Annotated in this window: 7 protein-coding genes; all 7 read left to right on the top strand. The window is 33.1% G+C overall.

Going from position 1 to position 13487, the window contains the following annotated elements:
• The first annotated feature begins 7 nt into the window (after nt 1–7).
• The 7 genes from dptF (at nt 8) to dndE (ending at nt 13484) form a co-directional block, all read left to right on the top strand.
• Nucleotides 8–1732, top strand: coding sequence for a DNA phosphorothioation-dependent restriction protein DptF (dptF, locus tag QA584_RS03430; RefSeq protein ID WP_278273104.1), 1725 nt, complete (start codon nt 8–10; stop codon nt 1730–1732).
• Nucleotides 1729–3144, top strand: a complete 1416-nt coding sequence (dptG, locus tag QA584_RS03435) for a DNA phosphorothioation-dependent restriction protein DptG (RefSeq protein ID WP_278273105.1) — start codon at nt 1729–1731, stop codon at nt 3142–3144. The genes dptF and dptG overlap by 4 nt, the downstream gene beginning before the upstream one ends.
• Nucleotides 3125–8452, top strand: a complete 5328-nt coding sequence (locus QA584_RS03440) for a helicase HerA domain-containing protein (RefSeq protein WP_278273106.1) — start codon at nt 3125–3127, stop codon at nt 8450–8452. The genes dptG and QA584_RS03440 overlap by 20 nt, the downstream gene beginning before the upstream one ends.
• Nucleotides 8453–8519: 67 nt before the next feature.
• Nucleotides 8520–9593, top strand: coding sequence for a DNA sulfur modification protein DndB (gene dndB, locus QA584_RS03445; protein WP_278273107.1), 1074 nt, complete (start codon nt 8520–8522; stop codon nt 9591–9593).
• An 11-nt stretch (nt 9594–9604) separates the two neighbouring features.
• Nucleotides 9605–11164, top strand: a complete 1560-nt coding sequence (gene dndC, locus QA584_RS03450; RefSeq protein ID WP_278273108.1) for a DNA phosphorothioation system sulfurtransferase DndC — start codon at nt 9605–9607, stop codon at nt 11162–11164.
• A complete protein-coding gene (gene dndD, locus QA584_RS03455; protein WP_278273109.1) occupies nt 11161–13107 on the top strand; it encodes a DNA sulfur modification protein DndD in 1947 nt (648 codons plus the stop codon). Before dndC ends, dndD begins: the two co-directional genes overlap by 4 nt.
• Nucleotides 13104–13484 (top strand): DNA sulfur modification protein DndE, encoded by a 381-nt coding sequence (dndE, locus tag QA584_RS03460; RefSeq protein WP_278273110.1) that lies wholly within the window; start codon nt 13104–13106, stop codon nt 13482–13484. The genes dndD and dndE overlap by 4 nt, the downstream gene beginning before the upstream one ends.
• The last annotated feature ends 3 nt before the right edge of the window (nt 13485–13487 follow it).

Genomic DNA, 13487 nt, shown 5'->3' on the forward strand with positions numbered 1-13487 from the left:
GTGTCATATGGGAAGTTGTAAATTTTCAAATGAATTAAATAGACTAAGAAAATCTTCAAGTGATTCCATTGACAATGTGGAGAAGTTTGACAGGTTTAAGGAGTATATGCATGTAACAAGAACTGCGGAAGAGGATCTAAAAGACATTCTCAGAAAGGTAAATGCATATGGGAAAAAAACATTAGTACTATTATGTGGTAGTGCAGGAGATGGTAAATCACATTTGCTTTCATATCTTAAAAATTCAGACGAAGAGCATTTGATACAGAATTATGTTGTTTATAATGATGCAACAGAAAGTAGTGCACCATCAAAGACGGCAATTGAAACAATGAATGATTTATTATCTTCGTTTAAAGATACAAATATAAAAAATCTGGGTCAAAATGTAATATTAGCGATTAATCTGGGGGTACTTAGTAATTTCATCGAATCTGAATATGGTAGAGAATATAGTCAATTAAGAAATTATGTTGAACGTAGCAACATTCTTACGACACAGGTTAATAATAATGCATTTGACCAAGAGAGCAGTTTTCAGCATGTGAGTTTTTCAGATTATCATATGTTTAGTCTTACTGAGGAAGGTGTTCATGCAGGTTATATTGAAGCTATTCTTGATAAAGTGTTTTGCGAGAAAGATGAGAATTTGTTTTATCGCTCGTATATAAATGATTGTTCAGGATGCCCATTGGCACAAAAATGTCCTGTGAAAAAGAATTATGAATACATGATGGATAAGAACCGTCAGAAATATGTAGCAGAGCTATTGGTGGAAACAATCATACAAGATAAGGCTATTTTGACAACAAGAGAAATCTTAAATTTTATTTACGACATATTAATAGCTCAAAATTTTAGTTATACAAATTTTCAAAAACTTTTGATTGATGATTCGGCATATCTGAAGGAGTTTATTAAACAAATAACTCCAGCATTACTGTTTGATTCTGTTGATGTAACGGTTTTGATGAATATGTTAAAAAAATATGATCCATTACTTAATAGATCAGAAAAAGCAGATGAGATTGCAATTTCCTATTATGTAAGTTCTGATGTTTCAAAAGATATTAACAACGCATTTGCAAATGTATCCTATAAAGAAATAATATGTGATTCGACTATGATTGCAAGAATCAATGATGATAAAATGCTTAAATCGAATTTATTTAATTTGATTGTGAGAATTCAATCAATCGATAGAGGGGATTTGGGTAATGATGTATATAAGAAATATTTGTCGGATCTTTACATGTTTAACGCTGGAAAAGGGAAAAAGCTCGGTATTTTATATAACATGGTAGAAAGGGGTGTAGCGCAATGGTGCGGATGTGATGAGGATGGAAATTTATGTTTAGATGATAAGCATCCTGGTTTTTCATTATATGAGAAGATTTATTTCAAGGAAAATTTGGATCATATACCTTATCCGGCTGCTACAGATGAATTACAGAGATTTGTACCGACTGTTTCTACTGCTTTTAAAGATTCTGATGGTGAAAGGATTTTACTGAACATAGATTTTTCATTATATGAGTTGATTTACAGACTGAACCATGGATATATTCAAACTGCAGATGATAGAAATAATCATGCTGATTTTATAAGTTTTGTAAATAGAATTTTGCAAACTGGTTCATTGACAGAAACAGTGTCGATCGTGTCAAAAGAAGGTAAGAAGGCTATTATTTCTCAAGGCATGTTTGGATACAAGTTTAAGGTGGTGAAATGATGGAATACATATTCGATGAAGAAAAGTTCATAGAAAGCTTTAATGCAAAATCAAACGAAACAAAATCTGCAGATTCTATGAGACTCACTCATAGGGCAGATAATAAATTTAAATTGTTTCCGTATAAAGCTTCTGGAAAAGCTCAAGCACCTATTGTTACAGATTTAGAAGATGTGGTAAGCGGTTTTTTTAAAGAGGCATTGAATAAAAAAACAGATCCTATAGATTTTGAGGATTTGTGTAGTGCTATACTTGACGAGATTAATGTGGATTGTGAAGATCTGGAGTATTTTAAAGATATGCTACAAAGTATATTCTTTAAAGGTGACAATTTTGTTGCAACAAATTTAGGCCTATATCCATATCAAATGGCAACAAATAATAAAAGTGCAGATAACTTGGCTCACTTTTTATTCTCGGTGTTTGGAATAAATAAGAGGGATTGCGATGCAATTACTACAGCAAAAAATAAATATCATTTTAACGTACTTGAGGACATGGTAATAAAAACAATAGAGACGAAAAAGGTATCCGAAGCAGAAAAAAGGCAACCTTATTTTTCTATAAAACCAGACATTCAAGGTCGATTCAGAAAAGATTTTTATTTTATGCTTGAATCAGGAATGACATCATTAGAAGATATTTCAAATCTCTTTGCTATTTATTATTTTTACTATGTTTCGCAAACATGTATTATATTGGATCATTATTGCTCGGGTGAGCGAGATGGCGAAGTAAACTTATATTATGCACTGGATTGGGAAAAAGTCAGTAAAAACAGAATGTGCTGTATAGAAGGCTGGGAAAAGTTACAAGGCAGCATTAGTCATATGTTTAGTCATGCGATTACATTGGAGATATTAAATCAGACGACAGAATCTGAAATGTGTGATTATATTTCTCTTGGTAAAATGGCAGAAGAAAGCCAAGAGATAGACGAAAAAATAGCAGGAGAAGTAGCTAAGGCAGAGGTGACATATTGTTCTTATGTTGGAGACTATAAAGATTTTGATAAGATTGCATATCAACAAGGATTAACTGAAACAGAAAAAGCAATACGTCATTTATATAGATGTGTAGAAGCACAGTTCATGAATACGGAACGTAAAAGAGCAAATCAATTCTATAATGAGAAATTTTCTGATTTCTGTAAAAGTCGTTGGGTAAAAAATAGAAAGAAATCTGGTCTGGTTTTGAATCTGACAGAGAGAGATGTAATTTTTTTGACAAAGATTTGTTTAAGAGACGAAGATAAAATTAGATTGAATGAATTATATAAAGAATATGAATATAGAGGTATATATTTAGATAGTACTTCAAAAGAGTATTTACAAGATTTTTTCACTAAATTAAACCTGATTGATAAAAAGAGTGATAGCGGAGATGCACAGTATGTTAAACGAATTTTATGATTTTATAGCAAAAAAAATAAATAGTTACTTTCAGACTGCAGCATCTGAAGGAACTTTATTAAAAGGAGAAAGTTTCTGTCTGAAACTTGATAATGATGATATGGTTATCAAGGTTACAGAGGCTCTAAAAGATCTTGCCACAAGTAATCAGTCTATAGGTAAGTATGAATACTTATGTGGAGATGAATCGATATATAAAACGTATACTTTAAAAGTAATTGATGATGAGGTTATTATAGCGTCACAAATCAATGGAATGACTAATGATTTTTTATGTGCCACTTTAAGAAATGCAGCAAATAATGAACAAAAGCCATTGCTTATGATTTCATCAAATCCAATTGATAGCGCAAAAAGTGGATCTAGGGATATGTCATCAAGCGGAATGCCTTTTTATGCAGATCAATTAATGTTTGAAATTAGAAATATGGTTAATGAAAGCACACAGTTAACTAATACTGAAAAGCGTATTCTACAGTTCGAATTAAAGAGAAGAGATGCTGATGTTTTTAGCGATAAAGCTTCAATTTATGAATATAGAGACTTACTTGCTATTATGAGTAGTGGAAAGATTGATACAAATAATTTCCCGGGATTTCGTTTGTTTTCAGTAGATGGGAAAAAAGAATATCTACATTATGGAAATAACCAAGTTGATAAAGAGTTAAAAAATAATAACGAGCTGTTTGAAAAAATAGATAGAGGAATTCGTTTTGGAAATCTCGAAATTGAACTGGCAAAAGTATTCGAAGATAATGTGATAGTAAGAATAGAAAAAGCACATAAAGATGAAGTGGAAAATTGGAGCAGATTATTTACATACGCTGAACTCTTGGCTGCAATGGAACGTAAACAGGCTAAAATGGAAAATCCTCTAAAGATAGAGAATGATGACATTGAAGTTTATGGTGATTTACCATTTAATACCATTAACTTTGATGACGGATTTTTGATAAGAAATGAAGGCTCTCAAACAGCAAAAAAACGTACAAAGAATTTGCTGATTTTTAATCCGGAGCATTATGCTAATATGCATATTCAAGTGAGTTGTAATGCAAAAATTATTAATAGCGGTATTATGGCGGATGATTCTAAATATGTTAAAGCGGGTAAGAATATAATTTTTTTATTTGATCGTGAAGGAATGACCTTTCATAAAATTGAGATTAAAGATGAAGCCAATGACATTACATATATTTTTAAGATATGCATTATTGATATTTCTCCAGAGTTTATGTATTCAACAGTAAAACACAGCTTTTCTATTGATTATAAAAAAACAAAGAAGAACAGTCGTATAAAGTTAGCAGGAGTAGGAATTAATCTTATCTTTAATAAGAATGGTGTGGAAGTTTCATCGTGTAAATTAGAAGATAACGAGATTTATAGCTGCGGTTATGGAGAAAGGTTGTTGATTTATTCTTCAGAAGAAGAAATATCCAACTTTGGAAGTGGAATAAAGATAGACGTTAATTTTTCAGGCGTTCTTGTGCCGTTTATACTGTTTCCAGATGAGGTAAAAAGTGTTGAAATTATTGGAAGAAAGATATTAAGGGATAAATTATCAAATAAAAAGAGCTTTGAGTTTGATGATGGAGCCATTTTAAGCGATTCGCAGGAGTATTTTGCAAAGGCAAATTTACTTAGAGAATTAAGATTAGAACAGGATATTATTGATAATAGTATCCTCTGTGGAAATGTAAAGAATTTTTATGTGTCAGATTCTATAAAGATTGATTCGCGAGATTTGACGATTTCCTCAACTCTTAAAGATGCATTTTTAAGTATGTTGTCTGCTTTTAAATTACATCGTACAATCCCAACCCTGGCTTACCTTGGAGGCGATTTACAGGATTCTGTAAAGAATTTTATAAAAGCTTTTGAAGAATGTTTCGAAAATCTTAGTGATGGAGAAAATTTATCACAGGAGCAGGAATATGCATTATATCTAGGAACGTTATCTGTGGGAAAAAATAGTGAAGAGATACTATTAACACCTTTTCATCCGCTTAATTTAAAATATCAGCTAACTCTATTGAACGAGTCTGGTCTAGAATATGCAACAGATATTGTAATGGATCGCCTTAATTCAATTAACCTTCTGCCATATATACAACGGATGAGGAAGATATACAAGGTGTCCGATCAGCTTTATTCTCAAGAGTGGAAATACTATGCGCCTGTAGAAAATAAGAAATACCGAGGAAGTCGTAGGTATGTACCTAAACTGATTGAAGAGAAAATCTCTGAATTTATTTCTCATTTTAGGTATATATTTGATGACATCAATAACAAGAAAATAAGAGTAAATCTTATCAATATTGGAGATTGCAGTGAAGTTTTTATTGGACTGGCGCAGTTCTTCATCCATTCTATTAATAGAAATGCTGATGCTGAGCGTCTTGCTAAATTTGAACTTCACATTTATACCGATGATATTACAGGAAATGCTTTTTCAAATTTAAAAGAATATTCTTTACTTAAAGAATACTTAGCAGAGCAGAAGTTATTTGTTATTAATGGAACATCAATGAATAGCTTAGAAGGAATTCTTTCCAAAAATATTGAATGCTATTTCCATAAAGATAATGGTAAAAATTATAATTATGCGCATATTTCTTTCTATGAAATGGAATCAGAGATTATTTCAGAGCAGGCTACTATGAATCAGATCGAAACAGGGATTTCACTTGGAGGAATTTTGTCGGGAATTCCATCAAGTAAATATGGATATAAATATAGAACTGGTTATGGAGTAAGATATGCAGAAGATACTTCTCTAACCAGGCTTTCATCACTGTATAATGCGCTGATGCAAGTAGAAACAACTGGAAATCCGTATCATTCTGGAACGAGTATTTCTACACAGATTGATGAGCTCGTAGAAAATAAAATGGACTACATCTACAAGAATTCAAACTGGGTGGTATTTGTAGATCCAAAAGTTGATTTAGACTTCTTTAGTGAAAAAGAAGCAAACAGTGATTTATTAATTATACATTATAGTGATCAATATACATCGAGTAGCGGATATGATGCAATTACCGTTACGCATAAGTCTCAGCAGTATTCTCTTGTTATTCAGGAATACCTTAAGACAAAAGGTGTGAGTGCGGAAGTGGAAGATGTCCATAAGATTATAAATCTGTTTAATGCAGTTAATGGTGATTGGCTTCTTAGATTGGTTTCTTCAAAGAAAGGAAATAAAGATTCAACATTTAGTAGAGAGAAAATCAGTATTGTTGCCACAATCAAATTTATGCTTGCTTTTTTAAAACATAAAGACATTGTCTGGATTCCGATATCATTAGAGGAAATGCTAAGAATTTCTGGCGGAGCAGGACTGTCACAAGACGAGGGGATTCTTTCGGCTAAAAATCTTGGATTCGAGAAAGGACCAACAAGTGATGACTTGCTGTTTATTGGTTTGGATCGAAGTGGAGATGTGCCAAAGGTATATTTATACCCTACAGAGGTAAAGACAGGAAATAATGATAATGCTGTAATAAAAAAAGCGTTTGAACAGGCTTCATCAACTGCCAGTGGTCTTCACAATGCATTTAATCCTGGTGGAGAGATGATAAATACAATTCTTTATAAAGTAAATCGTAATTTCTTAATGCAAATGCTTGTAACAAGCTGTAAGAAAATGCAGGTTTACCACGTGGATGACACTCAGAATTGGGATATTGTTTTAGATACATTTCGAGAAGCCCTATTAAATGAAAAATATGTTTTATCTGAAGATATTCAGGAATTGATAGGAAAAGGAGCAGTGCTATCTTTCAGGAAAGCATTAGTATCAAGAAGAACTTCATTTAAAGAAGATGCAATTAATTTCATTGAAATGCCAGAAATAGACGAGTTTGGTTTAATATTGAAGGATGTATATGAAATTTATGAGGACATTCGAAATAAAAAAAACACGGAATTACTTATCTTAGATGACTGTGTGGTTGATAAGCTAACAGGAGATTTGTCAAAGTTATCTATAACAAAATTAGAGGATAGACCAGATGATAGCGGAGATGGAGACAAAATAGAACCTGATCCAGTGAAAATTCTTGAATCAAAAAGAGAAGAACCTGATAAACCAGAAGTTGTGGTACCACAACCGGATTCGACTACAGAAGACGTGGAAGATGAAGAAAGGTGCATGCATATACTCTTCGGTACAAATGCGCAAGACGGCAAACCGGTAATATGGAAACCAAATGATACAACACAACTTTTCCATACTAATACAGGTATTATTGGTACGATGGGTACAGGTAAAACACAGTTCACAAAATCACTCATTGCTCAATTATATCGTGATCAAGATCATAATGTAGATGGTCAGAAGTTAGGTATTTTGATTTTTGATTATAAGGGTGATTACAACGAAAGCAAGACAGATTTTGTTACGACTACAAATGCAACAATACTTAAACCATATCATCTTCCGTTCAATCCGTTAGCATTAACCAAATCATCTGTGTTTAAACCGCTGCTTCCTATTCATACAGCTAATGCATTTAAAGATACAATATCAAAAGTGTATGGATTAGGACCAAAACAGCAGGATACGTTATTCCAATGTATTATTGAAACTTATCAAGCAAGTGGAATTACGCCATCGAATGCAACTACATGGGATAACGAAACACCAACATTTGATCAGGTTTATCAGAGATATGCGAATGATGAAGAAATAAAGAAAAATGACTCTTTAGCTGCAGCTATGAATAAACTTCATCAGTTTGAAGTGTTTGAGGCAAATCCAAGTAATACAAAATCATTATTTGATATTTTACAAGGTGTTGTAGTTATTGATTTATCAGGATACGATTCAGATATACAGAGCTTAATTGTTGCTATTACCCTGGATCTATTTTATACGCAAATGCAGGCCTCTGGATCAAGCAAAATGTTGGAAAATTACCGACAATTAACAAAAATAATTTTGGTTGATGAAGCAGATAACTTTATGAGTGAAGGTTTTTCAGCTCTGAAAAAGATCTTAAAAGAAGGACGAGAATTTGGTGTAGGAACAATTCTTTCCACCCAGTTCTTGAAACATTTTGGAAGCGGTGAAGATGACTATGCAAAGTATATACTTACCTGGGTAGTACATAATGTATCAGACCTTAAAAATTCTGATGTAGATTTTGTATTCAAGACAGAGACTAAGAGTCAGGAAAATCAAGTATTGTATAATTCAATAAAGGGTTTAACAAAACATCATAGTATTGTTAAGATTGGAAACAATAAACCAGTCTATGTTCAAGATAAAGCTTTTTGGGAGTTGTACAAAGAATTACATTGACTATTATAATAAAAATGCTATACTTAAGTAGTATACTTAAGTATAGCATTTTTGAGATGGAGGCATTATGGATTACGCATATAAATTTCCAGTGGTAAGGGGAAAACAGGCAGGAAGAGAGTATTTTATAGCAATGGTACCGCTCAAGATGCTTTCGAAAATATTTCCAAATGAAGATGAGTATGTTCTTCCGGAATACAGAGCTCAGAGAAAGTTAAATGAAGCCAGAATACCAGTAATAAGTAGATATATTACAGAAAATAGGGATTCGTATGTTTTTTCGGCATTAGCAGCATCTATAGATGGAGAGTATGAATTTCATGAGAGTAAAGATGGAATGGGAACAGGAGTACTTGAAATATCAATGGATGCTCGGTTCTTAATTAATGATGGACAACATAGAAAGGCTGCTATTCTCGATGCAATAAATGAAGATGTATCGTTAGGAAATGAAACAATTTCTGTTGTGTTTTATGAAGATCTGGGGTTGGCACGGAGTCAGCAGATTTTTACTGATTTGAATAAGCATGCTGTAAAGACATCCAATTCTATATCTGAACTTTATGATTCAAGAGACGAGTTAGCTGTTGTGAACAGAACCGTTGTAACTAATGTTGGATTTTTATCTGAATACACAGATAAAGAAAAAGATAACCTTGGAAAATTCTCTTCAAAACTGTTTACGTTAAACACATTTTACATGGCAAATAAAAAAATAGTAGGTAATATGGAATTAGCAGATGACGCAGAGGAGTTCATGATTCGATTTTGGTCTGTGGTATCTGAAAATATTTTGCAGTGGAAAGAACTTACAAATCATGAGATATCCAAAGTAGATTTAAGGGAAAACTATATTGTAACACAGGGCGTTGTAATACAATCTTTTGGTGTAATTGGATCATATTTTTATAAGAATCGCAAAGAAGATATGGAAAAATACTTGATGAATTTGAAAAAAATCGACTGGAAGAGAAGCGCATCTCAGTGGAAATTGAGAGTTATTAGGGCAGATGGAAAAATTATTCCAAGCAATAGAGCGATTAATCTGACTGCTATAGAAATAAAAAAGGAAATCGGATTAGGATTGACCGATGAAGAAAAAATAAAAGAAAAGCAATTTATCAATTCAATAAACGTTTAGGAGAAATAATCATGGCAGAAAAATGCGAAAGCTGTGAAGCAAATAAGCAGGAAGTAACAATTACCAAAGAGATCATTGATGGGTTGATGGAAACAGTAAGAAATTTATACCTATGTGATGATATTCCATGGGTAATCGGATATTCAGGTGGTAAGGATAGCACTGCAACATTACAGCTTGTATGGCTTGCTCTTTCAGAGTTACCAAAAGAACAGTTAAAGAAGCAGGTTCATATTATTAACACAGATACAATGGTTGAATCCCCTATTATCTCAAAATGGGTTCAGAATTCACTACATATAATGGATGAGGCTGCCCTAAGCCAAGAACTTCCATTTGTAACTCATAGACTGACTCCTGCAATGGATAATACATTCTGGGTTAATTTTGTTGGTCGAGGCTACCCTTTTCCAAGAAAAAAACTGCGTTGGTGTACAGATCGACTTAAAATTCAACCAGTAAATACATTTGTTAAGGAAAAAATTGCAGAACATGGTGAAATCATTATGGTCATTGGTACTCGAAAAGCAGAAAGTGCACGAAGAGCAAAAACAATGGCTTACTACGAAAAGAAGAGGGTTAGGGAGTTATTAAGTCCTAATCAATCTATGGTAAATGAGCTTGTTTTTTCACCCTTGGAAGATTGGAATGACAATGATGTATGGGTTTTCCTAATGCAGTATAAGAATCCATGGGGATATTCTAATAAAGAGTTACTCACTTTATATCGTGGTGCGACAGCTGATAATGAATGTCCGATGATGGTTGAAAAAGGACTCCCAAGTTGTGGAAAGAGTAGATTTGGTTGTTGGGTTTGTACTATGGTGGAAAAAGACAAATCTATGGAAGCAATGATATCAAATGATGATGAAAAGGCATGGATGTCAGCACTGCTAGAATTTAGAAATAAATTTGGCGATGAAGAGCATGATAGAGAACGCAGATCATTTCGTAAAATGCAGGGATACCTTCAAGGCAGTTACAAGCAGCTTCATCATGGACCATACAAGAAGGAAATTCGAGAGGAATGGCTCAAAGAATTATTGGAAATTCAAAAGGATATCAATGAAAACGGGCCAGAAGAATTTAGTGATTTGGAGTTAATCACCTTACAAGAGTTGAGACATATTCGTCGGATTTGGGTTAATGATAAACATGAATTCGATGACACATTACCTCGTATATACCAAGAAGTGATGGGAAAAAAATTTGAAGATCCAGAATGGATTGCTCTAGAAGCTTTTAAGAGTGAGGAATGGGAAATATTGAAGTCTGTAGTAGATGAATTGTATCCATATGAAGAATTGGCATTTGAGATGGCTTACAGTCTTATAGATATTGTGAATCATTCAAATCGCCTTAATCAGAGAAAAGGTGTGGCAGATGCTTTAGAAAGTTGTATTCAAAGAACTTTCTATAAAGATGAAAAGGATGCAACTGAATACTATATAAGTCAAATGGCACGTAAAAAAGATTTAGGTGGTAAATATCATGAAAAAGCATTAGATAGTACGTATGATGAGCCAACAGAAGACGAAGAATCTGATGAAGACGAGGACTTTGGTAAATGAGAATAAAGAGACTTATTATGCATAACTTTGGTGTTTATGCAGGTACAAATGGTTTGGAATTTAAAGGGAATAAGCCTGTAATCCTAATTGGAGGAATGAATGGTCGAGGTAAAACGACCATCTTAGAAGCTGTTTTATTGGGACTTTATGGATCAAATTCTTTTGCATATACAGAGAGCAAATATACAACATATGGACAGTATTTGAAGTCATATGTTAACAGGGCTGATGGTTCATTGGAATCATATGTTGAAATTGAGTTTTCAATGGATGATTTTGAGGAGGAAGTTTACTGTGTACATAGAGAATGGGATGGAAATAGTCAGCGAGTAAGAGAAAAAATCCGTGTAAGGAAGAATGGAGAAGAGAACACATTCCTTACAGATAATTGGGCAATGTTTGTTGAGAATATTTTACCAAGTGCGTTATCAAGCTTCTTTTTCTTTGATGGTGAAAAAATTGCAGAACTGGCAGTTGAAGAAACAAGCGAACAAATGAAAGAATCAGTTAAAGCTATGCTTGGAATAACTGTATTGGATATTTTGCAAGGAGATATCGGAAGGATAATTAGCAGAATCAGCAAGGAAAACAATGGAAATCAGGATTTAAAGAGATTAGAGGAGCTTAGAATTGTAAAAGAAGAAGCAGAAAAGGCGTTAGGCAAAGCAGATGAAAGATTACAGACCTTGAATCTGGAAATGCAGGAATTACAGCTAAATCTAGAAAAATTAAACGTTGAATATTCCGTGAAAGGTGGGGGTATTCTTGAACAAAAGAATATGCTTTTAAAACAAAGGGCAGAAAGTATTGCTGCCGTTGCTAGCTGCCAGGAGCAATTAATTGAACTTGTAGCTGGGGAGATGCCACTGCTTCTTGTTTCAGAGTTGTTAAGGGACATTCAAAATCAGAGTCAAATTGAGCATGAAAGAAAACTTAATAGGATGGCATTGGATAAGATTAAGTCCACGTATGGAAAATTTAGTGAAAAATCAGATCAGATCACTGGATTTATTGAGTTTATGCAAAAAGAAATGAGTGCTAGTAAGGAAGAAGATGTATACCGTCTTTCAGATTTGAATTTATTTCAAATAGATGCGTTAAATATAGATGGGTTACAGAGATGTGGTGACAAAGCAAAATCTTTGATCAGTAAGCGTAATAATTATCAGAAAAATGTTGATGACATTGATAATTCATTATCTGTTGATATTGATGAAAAATCTTTAAAAGATTTATTTAACGCTATTAGAAATAAAGAACGAGAGATAACCAAAAAGCAAATTGAAATCGACATTTTGGAGAAGGAGAGAACATCATTACATGGAACGCAAGTAATAGCTGAATCTGAGTTTGGAAAGTATGCTGAAGGAATATTGTCAGTTCTTGAGTCGGTAGATTCTAATGAAAGAACTGTAAAATATGCTCATATGGCTATTGAGATTATAAAACTTTACAGAGTTCGCTTGCAAGAAAGAAAAACGAATGTATTAGCACAAACGATGACAGAATGCTATAAAAAACTTGCAAATAAGAAGAAACTTGTTGACTATATCAAAATGGATTCTGAATCCTTGGATTTGCATTATATGAACAACGAAGGTGTGGAAATTGCTAAAAAAAGACTTTCGGCTGGTGAAAAACAGTTAATGGTAATTTCCCTATTGTGGGCATTGGCAATTTGTTCAAAGAAAAAACTCCCAGTAATTATTGATACTCCGCTATCAAGACTTGATTCATCTCATCGTCAGGCATTGATTAAAATTTATTTTCCGAAAGCTAGTGATCAAACAATTATTCTGTCAACAGATTCAGAGATTGATGAGAACTACTATTCATTGATGAAGAACAGTGTTGGGGATGAATTCACATTGAAATACAACGATGAAACAAAAAATACAACGATAACACCAGGATATTTCGGATGGGGAGGTAGTGAATCATGATCGTAAAGCAGATAAAGTTATCTAGCATTTCGAAAGATCGTTTAGGAAGATTAAAAGGAAAAACTGGTATTAAGAATTGGAATATCCTTTGTAGATGGGCTCTTTGTTATTCACTCTCAGAGAATACGATACCTACTGATATGCCAATAGTTTCAGACAGCAATGTTGAAATGTCATGGTTTACTTTTGGTGGTGAGTATAGTGATATTTATGATGCATTGATGATTGCTTGGTGCAAGAAAATGAGTTTACCAACAGATGAGGAGACACTGGCTAAATATTTTAAGCTTCATGTTGAAAGAGGAATAGCACATTTATCTGGTACAAACTTTATAAAGAATCTTGATGATTTAATGAATTTAACTATAGAGGATTAAAAA

The sequence above is a fragment of the Anaerocolumna sp. AGMB13025 genome (assembly GCF_029689925.1).
In the GTDB taxonomy this organism is placed as follows: Bacteria; Bacillota; Clostridia; order Lachnospirales; family Lachnospiraceae; genus Anaerocolumna.